The sequence below is a fragment of the Ruegeria sp. H4 genome (assembly GCF_056533065.1).
Genome location: NZ_JBQFOC010000001.1, coordinates 1 through 14012, shown reverse-complemented (window position 1 = coordinate 14012; position 14012 = coordinate 1). Strand labels below are relative to the sequence as shown.

Genomic DNA, 14012 nt, shown 5'->3' with positions numbered 1-14012 from the left:
GGTCATCAAATCATCACAAAACCTGCCCGCAGCGCGCCAGCGCTGTGCGGCCCAACCAGAGGAGATGCCCCGCAAGGGGCAACGACGATGGGCGGGAGCTACCCGATCTCGCGTCTTATCCAATTGGCAAAAGCGACAGCACCCGGGGTTTCCTCGGCCTGAGGGGAGAGCAACAGATAATAGGCCTCGGGCATCGGGGCGCGATGGTCGAACGGGGCGACCAGCTGCCCTTGTTCGATCAGCCTCCCTGCAATAGCGTCATGAGCCAGACATAGCCCACCCCCAGCCATCGCCGCCGATAGGCAGACCAGATACGTCGTTGCATAGGTGATCGTAGGTTTTTCCCAATTTAGACCCTGTTCTTCGGCCCAACTTGCCCAATTTGACAGCAGGTTCGAACAATCAAACAGCGGCTGCTGCTGCAAAGTGTCCAAAGTGACCGGAAAACCCGGTGCGCAAACAGGATAGTAGTATTCTTGCCGCAACAACTCGGTTCGAACAGTATCGGCAGGGCGCAGTGAGAATCGGATTTCTACCGCCGCGCCTTCCGCCATTTCCCGGGGCTCCCACAATTCAGTGAAGATGTTCAGTTGCACATCCGGGTGTTCAGCCTGGAATGCAGGCAGGCGAGGGGCCAGCCAGTTCACGGCGAAACTGATGTTGCACTGAACCTGAACGGCATTCTGCTGCGCGCCCGTCACGGCTTGGGTCCCACGCACCAGCGTCCAAAAAGCCTCTCGCACAACGGGCAGATAGGTGATTCCGGCCTCGGTCAACTCCAGCGCCTTGGGACGACGCAGAAACAGAGGCTGACCCAGATGCCCCTCCAGTGACTTAATCTGCTGGCTTACTGCGCTTTGCGTCATGTTTAGATCTCGCGCTGCTCCGGTGAATGAGAGATTGCGCGCAGCTGCTTCGAAGGTGCGTAGCCAGCCCAGAGGTGGAAGAGAGTTCCGCACGTGCATAACCTCAGCATAAGTTTTACTAATGAGATAGAGGCGTTTTTTTCGTTGGTCAAACTTCTGTGCGCGAGGCAGGCTTTTCCCAGATCAGTTGCTAGGGAGCCATGCCATGAGTGTTGCCAATCTTCGCCCCAATATCGACCATTGGCCTCAGCGCGTGGATATGGCCGCGACTTTTCGCTGGACTGAACGTCTGAACATGCATGAAGGCGTGGCCAATCACTTCAGTCTGGCGGTGAATGAGGATGGAACGCAGTTCCTGATGAACCCCAATCAGATTTATTTCGGGCGTATTCGGGCTTCGGACCTGTTGCTGCTGGACGCGAATGATCCCGACGTGATGACACAACCCGGCGCGCCGGACCCAACGGCTTGGGGGCTTCACGGCTCGATCCACCGTCACTGTCCCCACGCGCGATGCGTAATGCATGTGCATTCGATCTTTGCGACTGTGCTGGCCTCATTGGCTGAAAGCAATCTGCCGCCCATCGATCAGAACACGGCCACGTTCTACAACCGCTATGTCATTGATGAGGAATTCGGCGGACTGGCTTTTGAAAGCGAGGGCGAACGCTGCGCCTCAATGCTCTCGGACCCGAAGAAAAAGGTGATGATCATGGGCAACCATGGTGTACTGATCATCGGTAGTGATCCGGCAGATGCCTTTAATAGACTCTATTATTTTGAGCGCGCCGCCGAAACCTATATCCGCGCGCTACAAACCGGACAGCCTTTGCGCGTGCTCTCGGAAGAGATCGCCGAAAAGACCGCTCAGGAACTGGATGACTACCCCGATCAGGCCGAGGCGCATCTGCGTGAGATCAAAGCGATGCTGGATGCCGAAGGCTCGGACTACGCAACCTGACCTCTACCCGGAGTGACTGCCATGACCGACACCGCTCAGGACCCCGAAGCCGCCCGCTGGAATTACCACCCCGAAGGCCCGGTGGGATTGAACCCGCTGTTCAATTGGCCACCGCGCCTGGGTGCCGTGCTGAAATGGTACAGCGGGGCGTGGTTGCAGATCACGGCGTTGACCCTGTGTATGGGCTTGGCCATCACAGCCTATGTGCTGTTTTTTCCCGGTTTAGAGTCTATGCGAAACTTTTCGGCCGGTTGGATGTTCCGTATCTGGCTGTTGAACATGGTGCCTCAAATCCTGGTCGCTGGTGGCTTGCATTGGTGGCTGTACATGCGCAAGGGGCAGGGCATGTACAAAAAATTCGACCGCCGCGATCTGACCCGCGACAACGGAAACTTCACCTTCCGCAATCAAGTTCTGGATAATATCTGGTGGACGCTGGGCAGCGCGATGACTGTGGCGACCGTCTATCAATGGGTGATCTACTGGGCGATGGCCAACGGGTATGTCCCGACCGTGACCTGGGCCGCTGCACCGGTTTGGTTCGTTCTATGGATGCTGTTTATCCCGATGTGGTCGGGTCTGCACTTCTATTGGGTGCATCGGCTTGAGCATCACCCGAAACTCTACAAACACGTCCACGCGGTGCATCATCGCAACGTGAATATCGGTCCGTGGTCAGGGATCTCGAACCATTGGTTTGAGAACCTCCTGTATTTCACCACCTACTTCATCCACCTGATCATCCCTTCGCACCCGCTGCACCTGCTGTTCCACACGTATTTCCAGCAGATCAGCCCGGTTCTTTCGCATTCCGGCTTTGAAAAGCTCAAGGCTGGGGACACCGACGCCGCACGCGCCGGGGATTTCTTTCATCAGCTGCATCATCGCTACTTCGAGTGCAACTATGGCACTTCGGAAATCCCGTTCGACAAGTGGTTCGGCACCTATCATGACGGATCAGCGGAGGCGACAACCCGCACGCGGGCCTATAAAAAACAGATGTATACCTAGCGCCCCCTTAGCGCGCGCGGGGCCATTCCAAATTCACTCTTGAACGCGCGGGTCAGTGCGCTGGGGTCTTCGTACCCGGAGCGTAGGGCGATTTCAGCAATACTCAGGTCTGTCTCGGACACCAATTTGCGGGCCAGGTTTAACCGCAGCCGTCGATAGACCTGTGCTGGCCCTGCACCTAACTCGGATTGCATCCGCTGGGAAAGCGCCTTGTGAGATCGGCCAACGCGCCGGGCGATCTCGGATATCGAAAGGGGTGTTTCCAGATGTTCCTGCATCTGCGCCAGCGCCTTGTTCACATATCCGCTGGTCGCACCTGCGCCGCCCGTATGGGATCTGGCAGAATCGCGGGTCATGAACAGCTGCGCCACTTCCAGTGCCAATGCCTGCCCCTGTGCCTGTCCGATCAGGTGCAAAACCAGATCAAACGCTGCCATCGCGCCAGAACATGTGATGCGATCCCGATCAATCACGAACCGCTCGCGCACCGCATCAACATCCGGGAAACGCTCGATAAATCCTGTCAGCTCTTCCCAGTGAATTGTCGCGCGATACCCATCCAGAAGACCCGCCAGCGCCAGCAACCAGCTGCCGGTATCGAGTCCTGCCAATGTCTCAAAACGTGGCGCGGCCGATCTGAGACCCGAGAGGGTTTGCCAACCGCTATGAGCCTGAAACCCGTAAGACGGCATCACCATCAAAATGTCGCCACTTGCAGATTGCAGTGTGCCATGCGGCGCGACCTCTAAACCTGATGACGAAGTCACCGGCCCATCACTCAGCGACAGGAACGTCCAATGGTAGAGAATTCGCCCCGATAGCATGTTTGCGGCCCGCAAGGGCTCGACCGTGTTGGCCAGACAATGGTTCGAGAATCCATCGAACAAAAGCACACCGATTTGTTGCGGCGCAGCGGGGGATTTAGTCCAGGACTGCATGATTAACGATTAAAACTGCATGATAAAAATCTCAAGTCCGTTCACCATATGCGCAAACCCAGATTTGGAGAATTCAGATGCAATATGGTCTGTCCGACGAACAGGAAATGATCGCCTCGACCGTGCGCAGCTTTGTCGAGAACGAAATTTACCCGCATGAAGAGTTGGTCGAACGCATCGGCGAAGTCCCGCATGAGATCGCGGAAGAGATCAAGCGCAAGACCCTCGAGTTGGGCTTTTACGCCTGCAACTTTCCCGAAAGCGTCGGATGCGCCGGACTGAACCATTTGGAATTTGCGCTTGTTGAACGTGAACTGGGGCGTGGTTCGATGGCGTTGAACCATTTCTTCGGACGTCCGCAGAACATCCTGATGGCCTGCGAGGGTGAACAGGTCGAACGGTACCTGATGCCAGCCGTACGGGGTGAGCGGATGGATGCGTTGGCCATGACTGAGCCCGGCGCGGGATCGGATGTGCGCGGGATGAAATGTGCCGCCGTTCGGGATGGCGGGGATTGGGTGGTCAACGGGACCAAGCATTTCATCTCGGGCGCCGAGCACGCGGATTTCATCATCGTCTTCATCGCGACGGGTGAGGATCAGACGCCGAAAGGGCCGAAGAAGCGCATCACCGCGTTTTTGGTGGATCGCGGCACGCCTGGTTTCAACATCCGCGATGGGTACAAATCGGTCAGCCATCGTGGCTACAAGAACATGGTTCTGGATTTCGATGATTGTCGCTTGCCCGACAGCCAGGTTCTGGGCGAGGTTGATGGCGGGTTCGAGGTGATGAACACCTGGCTTTATGCCACCCGGATCACCGTGGCCGCGATGTCAGTCGGGCGCGCGCGCCGGGCCTTTGACTATGCGCTGGACTATGCCGCCACGCGCGAGCAGTTTGGCCAGAAGATTGGCAAGTTTCAGGGTGTATCCTTCCAGATCGCCGACATGATCACCGAAATCGACGCGGCGGATTTGTTGACCTTGGCGGCGGCGGATCGGCTGGACAAAGGCCTGCCCGCGAACCGAGAGATTGCCTCGGCCAAGCTCTATGCCTCTGAAATGCTGGCACGAGTGACCGATGCAGCCATTCAAGTTCATGGTGGGATGGGATTGATGGATGACTATCCGCTGGAAAGGTTCTGGCGGGATGCGCGGGTCGAACGTATCTGGGATGGCACCAGCGAGATCCAACGTCATATCATCAGCCGGGATTTGCTGAGGGCGCTGGGCGCATGAGGCCCCTGGGGCGTGTTCTGAACCCGTCATCGATGGCCGTGATCGGCGGTGGCGCCTGGTGTGCAGATGTTATTGCTCAGGCCCGGAAATTCGGGTTCACCGGGGATATCTGGCCCGTTCACCCCAAGGCGGATCAGGTCTCGGGCGAGTGTGCTGTGCCCTCGATTGCGGATTTGCCGCGTCCGCCGGACGTGGCCTTTATTGGCATCAATCGCCATGCCACGATCCCTGTGATTTCAGAACTGTCGGCTGCGGGTGCGGGCGGTGCGGTTTGCTTTGCGTCCGGGTTTACCGAAGCCAAGGCCGAAGATGATCAGGGCGCCGATCTTCAGGTCCAATTGGTTGCTGCGGCAGGGGACATGCCGATCCTTGGGCCAAATTGCTATGGCTTCGTCAACGGATTGGAACGTGCCGCAATCTGGCCGGATCAGCACGGAATGCGGCCGGTTGACCGGGGCGTGGCGATCCTGACGCAAAGCTCGAACATCGCCATCAATATGACGATGCAGCAACGCGCGCTGCCGCTGGCGTTCATGCTGACCTGCGGGAACCAAGCGCAGACGCATCAGGCCGATATCGCCTCGGCGCTTTTGGATGATGACCGGATCACTGCGATTGGTGTTCATATCGAAGGGTTCGGTGATCTGCGGAAATGGGAGGCTTTGGCCGCAAAAGCTCAGAACCGGGGCGTGCCCATCATTGCGTTGAAGATGGGCCGGTCGCAACACGCGCAGGCGGCGACGATCTCGCACACGGCCTCACTGGCGGGTGGTGATGCTGGAGCACAGGCGTTTCTGGATCGACTGGGCATTGCGCGGCTTGATGATATCCCCAGTTTTCTGGAATGCCTCAAGCTGTTGCATGTTGCGGGGCGGCTGGACGGAAACGGTTTGGGCATGATCAGTTGCTCGGGGGGTGAGGCCAGCCTGGCCGCTGACATGGCCGAAGGGCGAGATCTGCATTTTCCGCCCCTGACCGATCAACAGCGCACGGACCTGCGTGCCGCTCTGGGCCCGATGGTGGCGCTGGCAAATCCGCTGGATTATCACACCTATATTTGGCGCGATACCGAGGCGATGACCCGCGCCTGGTCGGGGATGACAGGGCCAGACAAGGGCATGACCATGGCAATTGTGGATTATCCCCATACGGACGCGACAGATTGGGTGTGTGCCACGCAAGCCGCGCTGAACTGTGTTGCTGCGACTGGTCGACCGTTTGCTGTGACGGCGACTTTGCCGGAGCTGATGCCTGAACACGTGGCGCGTCAATTGTCAGATGGTGGGGTCGTGCCCTTTTCCGGGCTGCATGAGGCATTGTCAGCCGTTGAGGCCGCAGCACGACCTTTGCCGCCCGCATCTGAACCGGTGTTGCTGCCTTCAGATACACCCGCAGATCAGGTTCTGAGCGAGGCAGAGGCGAAATCGGCACTTGCGGGTTTTGGTCTGCGCATCCCGCGCAGTTGTGAGATTGCAGCGCAAGACGCAACGCAGATTCCAGACGATCTGCAAGAGCCCTTTGCCGTGAAAGGCGTCGGGCTGGCGCATAAGTCTGAACATGGCGCAGTTCGGCTGGGCGTTGCGCGATCCGCCTTGGTCGAAACCGCCAGATTGATTGGCACCGATAGGGTGTTGATCGAGGAGATGGCAACCGGTGCTGTGGCCGAACTGTTGATCGGTGTGACCCGCGACCCGGCGCATGGCTATGTTCTGACCCTCGGGGCCGGAGGGGTGCTGACCGAAATCCTGCGCGACACGGTCTCGGTTCTGATCCCGTCCTCTCGGGCCGCTGTTCAGACGGCGCTGGGCAGGCTGGCCTGTGCACCTTTGCTATCGGGATATCGCGGCAAAGCACCTGCCGACATGGACGCGATTCTGGACGCGGTCGAGGCGGTGCAGAACTATGTCATTGCCAACGCGGCAACAGTCGAAGAAGTTGAGATTAACCCGCTGATCTGCACCGCCGAGGACGCGGTTGCAGTGGATGCGCTGATCCGAAAGGCAAGCCAATGAGTCCGATCAAAACCCGCCGTGATGGCGCCATCCTCGAAGTTACTTTGGACCGGCCCAAAGCCAATGCGATTGATCTGGCCACAAGCCGGATCATGGGTGAAGCGTTTCAGGAGTTCCGCGATGATCCCGAGTTGCGTGTGGCTATTCTGACCGGCGGCGGAGAGAAGTTCTTTTGCCCGGGCTGGGATTTGAAAGCGGCCGCTGATGGGGATGCGGTGGATGGCGATTATGGCGTCGGCGGGTTTGGAGGGTTGCAGGAGCTGCGCGGCCTGAACAAGCCTGTGATCGCTGCGGTCAATGGTATCGCCTGCGGTGGCGGGCTGGAACTGGCGCTGAGCGCTGACATGATCATCGCAGCAGATCACGCCAGTTTTGCCTTGCCCGAGATACGGTCAGGGACAGTGGCCGATGCGGCCAGCGTCAAGTTGCCCAAGCGCATCCCGTATCATATCGCAATGGAGCTGTTGCTGACCGGGCGCTGGTTCGACGCGGATGAGGCGCATCGTTGGGGGCTGGTCAATGAGATTGTGCCCGGCGATCAATTGATGGATCGCGCCTGGGAGCTAGCGCGGCTGTTGGCCAGCGGTCCGCCTCTGGTATATGCAGCGATCAAGGAGATCGTGCGTGACGCCGAGGATGCGAAGTTCCAGGACGCGATGAACCGGATCACAAAGCGGCAGCTGCCCAGTGTGGATGTGCTGTACGGGTCCGAGGACAATCTGGAGGGCGCGCGCGCCTTTGCTGAAAAGCGCGATCCGGTTTGGAAAGGGCGGTAGAGGGCTCTGCCCCCAGCGCGGCAGGCCGCGCCTCCCCCGGGATATTTTTGGCCAGATGAAGTTTGGATCAGATGCGCTCGAACAGTGCGATGAAAGCGGTGTCGTCTTTGTTGGGGCCAGCGGCGAGATCGCCGTAGATTTTGACTTCGGGCAGGGAGAGGTTTTGGATCTGACCCCGTTCCAACTGGCGGAGCGCTTCGGCAAAGCCCAGTTTTTCAAAATGCTTCGTATTAATCGACAGCGCGAATTGAGCGCCCGGACGGGCAACGCGTAGCAGGCTGGGCAGTACCTCGGAGCCAAGGTGCCCATGGGTGAAAGTGCCTGAGGATACGATGCCCGAATAGCTATGGCGCGGCACGGGGATACCGGTGTTGAGGTCGGCCTCGATCGCATCACGGTAGATATCCTTGCGCATGGCCTGTTCCAGCATTTCTGCGCTGATATCGGTGGCATCGATTGGTCCTACGCCCAAGCGGGTCAGAACTGCTCCGCAAAGGCCGGTGCCTGCGCCCACGTCCAGCACCGGGCCCTGCCCGAAGGCGCCGACAAAGGCGCGGGCGGTGTGGATATGCAGCTGATAATCCTCGCGCATAGAGAAACCGTCATCATAGTCGCCTGCCCATTCGGCATAGAGACGTTTGTTATCCTCGGGCGAGGTCAGCGCATAGGCGGCGCGCAGGTCGGGTGTTTTGTTGGTCATCCTGTCATGAAAGGCGCAGGAGGGGATTCGAATCAAGTCGTCCATGAGGTGCTTGCATCCCGGTTCCGTCCAGATCATCTAGGGGGGATGACACGAACGCTTTTCTCTTTTGGCCACGGCTATTCGGCGCAGGCCCTATCGCGCCGCTTGGCACCGGATGGGTGGAACATCATCGGGACCACGCGTGACGCGGATGGCATGGCTGCGATCCGAGCGTCTGGGGCCGTGCCCTTGGTCTGGCCCGGAGATTTGCCGGACCTGGACGGTGTGACACATGTTTTGATTTCCACTGCGCCGACCGAAGAGGGTGATCCTGTACTGGCGGCGTTGAGGGATGAGATTGCGGCGCGGGCGGCTCAGTTCACCTGGGTGGGGTATTTATCTACCACGGCGATTTATGGCGATCATCAGGGCGATTGGGTAGACGAAGCGACCCCGCCTGCGCCGACGGCGAAGCGGGGCCGCTGGCGTCTGCGGGCCGAGGAGCAATGGAAGGCCATTCCAGGGCTGCCCGTTCATATCTTCCGCCTAGCGGGGATCTATGGGCCTGGGCGGGGGCCGTTTTCCAAGCTTAAACGCGGTGGGTTGCGGCGGATCATCAAGCCGGGGCAGGTGTTTTCACGCATCCATGTCGACGACATTGCACAGGTTTTGGCGGCCTCTATGGCGGCACCAAATCCTGGCGCAGTGTACAATGTTTGCGATGACGAGCCGGTTCCGCCGCAGGATGTGATCGGCTACGCGGCGGAGTTGCAGGGTCTGCCCTTGCCGCCAGCCGTGCCCTATGAAGAGGCTGATTTGACCCCGATGGCGCGCAGTTTCTACAATGAGAACAAGCGCGTTCGGAATGATCGGATCAAGGACGAGCTTGGGGTGCAGCTGCTGTACCCCAATTATCGCGTTGGTCTTGAGGCGTTGCTGAAAGAGCAATAGCCCGTTTCATCGCGCCGCCGCTTTGATCATGTCAGCCGCTTTTTCAGCGATCATGATCGTGGGGGCATTGGTGTTGCCTGATACCAGTGTCGGCATGATCGAGGCATCGACAACTCTTAGTCCGTCGATACCGTGCACCTTAAGTTCGGGGTCGACCACGGCCATATCATCCAGGCCCATTTTGCATGTTCCGACGGGGTGATAGATCGTATCGGCGCGGGCGCGAATATGCTGTTCCCAATCCGCATCCGTGGTTGCGGTGTCGGTTCCGAACATTTCGGATTTCCGGAACGGAGCCAAAGCGGGGGCTTGCATGATCTCGCGCATCATGCGGGCGCCTTTGATCATGGTCTCAAGATCGCGGTCATCGGACAGAAAGCCGGGATCAATGGCGGGGGAGGTGAAAGGATTGGCGCTTTGCAGGCCGACTGAGCCGCGACTGTGGGGGCGCAGCTTGCAGACATGGCAGCTATAGCCGTAGCCATAGTGCAGTTTTCTGGCGTGATCATCGACCAGCGCGATGGCGAAATGCAGCTGAATATCGGGGCGGTCGAGATCCGGAGAGGTTTTTAAGAAAGCGCCGCCTTCGGCAAAAGGTGTCGCTGCCATCGACGCACCGGTTTTGCGCCATCGCCAGAGGTGGCCCAACAGGCGCGCTGCACCAACCAGACCAAGTCCGAAGTTATCCGTGTCCTTGCTTTTGTAGGCGAGAATGAAATCCAGATGGTCTTGCAGATTCTTGCCTACGCCGGGCAGCGCATGCCGGACTGGTATTCCGTTTTGGCGCAGCTCATCCTCGGCGCCGATCCCCGAAAGCTGCAACAGTTGCGGCGATTGAAGCGCCCCGGCGCAGATCAGCACTTCTAGTCTGGCAGATACACTAAGATCGGGGCCTTTCGCCTTTCGTTTGTAGATCACACCCGTGGCGCGTTTGCCTTCAAAGGTCAGTTCCTTTGCGTGCGCATAGGTGATCACCGTCAGATTGGGGCGGTCCATCACCGGGTGGACATAGGCAGCTGCGGTCGAACAGCGTTCTCCATTTCTGTCCGGATCATGAAACTGGGTGACCTGATACAGGCCCACGCCTTCGTTATTGCCGCGATTGAAATCTTGGGTGCGCCTATGTTGCAGTTGCTCTGCTGCCTCTACAAAGGCATGGGTCACTGGGCGCGGTTCTTTTTGATATGACACCTGCAGCGGGCCTTTGTCGCCATGCATATCATCAGCGCCCTGTTCGTTATTCTCGGACTTTTTGAAGTAGGGCAAGACGCTGTCCCAATCCCAACCGATGCACCCTTGATCGGCCCAGCCATCATAATCCTGTCGCTGCCCCCGAACGTAAAGCATCGCGTTGATGGCACTTGATCCACCCAAGGCCTTGCCGCGCGGCTGATAGCCCCTGCGCCCGTTCAAACCGGGTTGAGGAACTGTCTCGAACGCCCAGTTGCTGATCTTTGGGCGCCCCGGTAACGCGGCGACGATGGCGGCGGGCATTCGAATGATAAGGTGATCGCCGGCCCCCCCAGCTTCGAGCAAGCAAACCTTTTTTTTTGGATCTTCGCTTAGACGGTTGGCAAGGACAGATCCCGCCGAGCCGCCACCGACAATGACATAGTCAAATTCCATATAAGTGCCTTTAACGTTTTGGGAGCGCCGCGTGGTATTTGAGGGTCAGGGGGAACGGCGCGTGGTAATGAATCCGACTGTGCCCGAGCGGGATGTAGAAACACAATCGCCAATTTCAGTTCGGACACAGGGTCATTTGAAAAGCGAGGATAGTGTCTGCCTCAATAGTCGTTAAGCTATAAGAAAAACCTATTGTTGCCATCCAAAAAGAGAACTTATTCTCATGGCTTCACTTTGGTATACGAGGCGCGACGCAAGAGAGCAGTGAAGATTCCACATTATCTTTCTGGGCTTAGGCTTGAAAACGATATCGGTGACATCTTTCTGTAATCTTGTTGATTGCAAGTTTTACTGCGCAAAGCCGCAAGTCCTTAGCCAGCATTGGAGATCGATATGGATGGAAGTGATAACCCCAAAACGGGCGGATGCCCCGTGATGCATGGTGCCGGGACACGATCAAATCGTGACTGGTGGCCCAATCAGCTTAACCTGTCGATCTTGCATCAGCATGCGCCAGCTTCGAACCCGATGGATGCTGACTTCGACTATGCAGAAGAATTCCAGAAGCTGGATATGAAGGCGCTGAAAGACGACATTTATGCGCTGATGACGGATTCACAGGACTGGTGGCCCGCAGATTACGGCCACTATGGTGGTTTCTTCATCCGGATGGCCTGGCACAGCGCGGGGACCTATCGCACGGCAGATGGCCGCGGCGGGGCTTCGACCGGCAACCAGCGCTTTGCGCCGCTGAACAGCTGGCCGGATAACGGCAACCTGGACAAGGCGCGCCGCCTGCTGTGGCCGATCAAGCAGAAATACGGAAACCAGATTTCCTGGGCCGACCTGATGATTCTGGCGGGCAACTGCGCGATTGAATCAATGGGTGGTAAGACCTTCGGTTTCGCCGGTGGTCGCGAAGACATCTGGGCGCCAGAGGAAGACATCTATTGGGGCTCGGAAACCGAATGGCTGGCCCCGACCGACAACCCGCATAGCCGTTACTCGGGCGAGCGTGATCTGGAAAACCCACTGGCCGCCGTGCAAATGGGTCTGATCTACGTTAACCCAGAAGGTCCAGACGGACAGCCTGATGCGCTGGCTTCGGGTCGGGATATTCGCGACACCTTTGGCCGGATGGCGATGAATGACGAAGAAACTGTCGCTCTGGTCGCCGGTGGCCACACCTTTGGTAAGGCACATGGCGCGGGCGATCCCGATCTGGTGGGGCCGGACCCTGAGGCCGCCCCGATCGAGGACATGGGCTTTGGCTGGATCAACAAGTTCGGCTCGGGCAAAGGTGATGACACCACGACCTCAGGCATCGAAGGCGCATGGACCGCGAACCCGATCCAATGGGACAACGGCTATTTCGACCTGCTGTTCGGCTATGACTGGAACCTGACCAAAAGCCCCTCGGGCGCGTGGATCTGGGAGCCGGTGAATGTCAAAGAAGAAGACATGGCCCCGGCGGCGCATGATCCGTCGAAAAAGGTCAAGACCATGATGACCACCGCCGACATGGCGATGCGCATGGACCCGATCTATGGCCCGATCTCGAAACGCTTCCACGAGAACCCGGAAGAGTTCGCTGATGCTTTCGCCCGCGCCTGGTTTAAACTGACCCACCGCGACATGGGCCCACGCGCGGCCTATATCGGCCCAGAAGCCCCGACCGAGGAGCTGCTGTGGCAAGACAACGTCCCCGCCGTCAATCACGATCTGGTCGATGATGCGGATGTTGCCGACCTCAAAGCCAAGATCGCCGCCACCGGCCTGTCGGTATCCGAGCTGGTCTCGACCGCGTGGGCCTCGGCCTCGACATACCGGTGTTCGGACAAGCGCGGTGGTGCCAACGGGGCCCGTATCCGCCTTGCGCCGCAGAAAGACTGGGATGTGAACGAGCCGATGAAACTGTCCAAGGCGTTGGGCGCACTGGAAGGCGTTCAGTCTGCGTTCAACGATGCGCAGTCTGGGGGCAAGAAAGTGTCTCTGGCCGATGTGATCGTTCTGGCCGGCGCTGTAGGTGTCGAACAGGCAGCGAAAGCTGGTGGTCAGGATGTCGAGGTTCCGTTCACTCCGGGCCGCACCGATGCGACGCAAGAGCAGACGGATGTGGACAGTTTCGCCGTGATGGAGCCTGCCGCTGACGGATTCCGTAACTATCAGAAGGCTGAATACACTGTTTCGCCCGAAGAGCTGTTGGTCGACCGTGCACAGCTGCTGACTCTGTCAGCACCCGAGATGACAGCGCTTGTGGGCGGTCTTCGTGTTCTGGGCGCCAACTTTGGCGACAGCAAACATGGCGTGTTCACAGATCGTGTTGGAACGCTCAGCACAGACTTCTTCACCAACATTCTGGACATGAGCACAGAATGGAAGCCGTCTGGCAAAGGCGTATACGAAGGCCGCGACCGCACGAGTGGCGAGGTCAAGTGGACAGGCACTCGTGTCGATCTGGTCTTTGGTTCGAATTCGCAATTGCGGGCGTTGGCCGAGGTCTATGGTCAGGCCGGTGCCGAGGGCAAATTCGTCTGTGACTTTGTCTCGGCCTGGAACAAGGTGATGAACGCGGATCGTTTTGATATGAACTAATCGCGCGACGATCGTCGCAACTTGCGCCGCCCGTGTCTCTTCGGGCGGCGTTTTCTTTGACTCGGCTCTAGTGTGCATACCAAGCATTGGGTACGATTCCACTGGATGGTTGATCTTTGCTGGGATCGAAGCAATGGGTCAGCAGGTTTTCTGCGAAGTTTCTGAAGCTAACCTGTTGTTTTCATTGACCTGGACAAGTTTCTGCCGAGAAATGTGAAGTTTTTTCAAAATGGGGGTTGCAGGTGTCTGACCTAATCCGTAAATACCCCTTCACCGGCGGCGCTGAGGTTGTTGCTGGGATGCTAGAGATGGCGGAGACGGGCCGGAGAGACGGTTGAGACGCTCGGGAGAGACCG

11 protein-coding genes are annotated in these 14012 nt (G+C 58.3%); 7 read left to right on the top strand and 4 right to left on the bottom strand.

Going from position 1 to position 14012, the window contains the following annotated elements:
* Positions 1–98: 98 nt before the first annotated feature.
* Positions 99–959, bottom strand: a complete 861-nt coding sequence (locus ACR0KG_RS00055) for a LysR substrate-binding domain-containing protein (RefSeq protein WP_480826117.1) — start codon at positions 957–959, stop codon at positions 99–101.
* 112 nt (positions 960–1071) lie between these two features.
* On the opposite strand from ACR0KG_RS00055, the gene ACR0KG_RS00050 reads away from it, so the two are divergent.
* Complete coding sequence (locus tag ACR0KG_RS00050) at positions 1072–1827, top strand: class II aldolase and adducin N-terminal domain-containing protein (protein WP_480550279.1); 756 nt, start codon at positions 1072–1074, stop codon at positions 1825–1827.
* 21 nt (positions 1828–1848) lie between these two features.
* Positions 1849–2838 carry a sterol desaturase family protein gene (locus ACR0KG_RS00045; RefSeq protein ID WP_480826116.1) on the top strand — a complete coding sequence of 330 codons (990 nt, stop codon included), beginning with the start codon at positions 1849–1851 and terminating at the stop codon, positions 2836–2838.
* On the opposite strand, the gene ACR0KG_RS00040 is transcribed toward ACR0KG_RS00045, so the two are convergent.
* The gene (locus ACR0KG_RS00040; RefSeq protein ID WP_480826115.1) at positions 2835–3776 is read right to left on the bottom strand and encodes a GlxA family transcriptional regulator; all 942 of its coding nucleotides are present in this window, start codon (positions 3774–3776) and stop codon (positions 2835–2837) included. The two genes, ACR0KG_RS00045 and ACR0KG_RS00040, sit on opposite strands and share 4 nt — an antisense overlap.
* A 77-nt stretch (positions 3777–3853) precedes the next feature.
* On the opposite strand from ACR0KG_RS00040, the gene ACR0KG_RS00035 reads away from it, so the two are divergent.
* Genes ACR0KG_RS00035 through ACR0KG_RS00025 form a run of 3 tightly spaced genes read left to right on the top strand, consistent with a single transcriptional unit; the run spans position 3854 to position 7802 of the window.
* The gene (locus ACR0KG_RS00035; protein WP_480826114.1) at positions 3854–5014 is read left to right on the top strand and encodes an acyl-CoA dehydrogenase family protein; all 1161 of its coding nucleotides are present in this window, start codon (positions 3854–3856) and stop codon (positions 5012–5014) included.
* The gene (locus ACR0KG_RS00030; protein ID WP_480826113.1) at positions 5011–7026 is read left to right on the top strand and encodes an acetate--CoA ligase family protein; all 2016 of its coding nucleotides are present in this window, start codon (positions 5011–5013) and stop codon (positions 7024–7026) included. Before ACR0KG_RS00035 ends, ACR0KG_RS00030 begins: the two co-directional genes overlap by 4 nt.
* Positions 7023–7802, top strand: a complete 780-nt coding sequence (locus tag ACR0KG_RS00025) for a carnitinyl-CoA dehydratase (protein WP_170534515.1) — start codon at positions 7023–7025, stop codon at positions 7800–7802. Before ACR0KG_RS00030 ends, ACR0KG_RS00025 begins: the two co-directional genes overlap by 4 nt.
* A gap of 67 nt (positions 7803–7869) precedes the next feature.
* On the opposite strand, the gene ACR0KG_RS00020 is transcribed toward ACR0KG_RS00025, so the two are convergent.
* Entirely contained in the window at positions 7870–8502 is a 633-nt protein-coding gene (locus tag ACR0KG_RS00020; RefSeq protein ID WP_480827313.1) for a class I SAM-dependent DNA methyltransferase, read from the bottom strand.
* A gap of 87 nt (positions 8503–8589) precedes the next feature.
* Here ACR0KG_RS00020 and ACR0KG_RS00015 point away from each other — a divergent pair, with 87 nt between their 5' ends.
* Positions 8590–9435 (top strand): SDR family oxidoreductase, encoded by an 846-nt coding sequence (locus tag ACR0KG_RS00015; protein WP_480826112.1) that lies wholly within the window; start codon positions 8590–8592, stop codon positions 9433–9435.
* A gap of 6 nt (positions 9436–9441) precedes the next feature.
* On the opposite strand, the gene ACR0KG_RS00010 is transcribed toward ACR0KG_RS00015, so the two are convergent.
* Entirely contained in the window at positions 9442–11061 is a 1620-nt protein-coding gene (locus ACR0KG_RS00010) for a GMC family oxidoreductase (protein ID WP_480826111.1), read from the bottom strand.
* A 393-nt stretch (positions 11062–11454) separates the two neighbouring features.
* Here ACR0KG_RS00010 and katG point away from each other — a divergent pair, with 393 nt between their 5' ends.
* Positions 11455–13656 (top strand): catalase/peroxidase HPI, encoded by a 2202-nt coding sequence (gene katG / locus ACR0KG_RS00005; RefSeq protein WP_480826110.1) that lies wholly within the window; start codon positions 11455–11457, stop codon positions 13654–13656.
* Positions 13657–14012 lie beyond the last annotated feature (356 nt).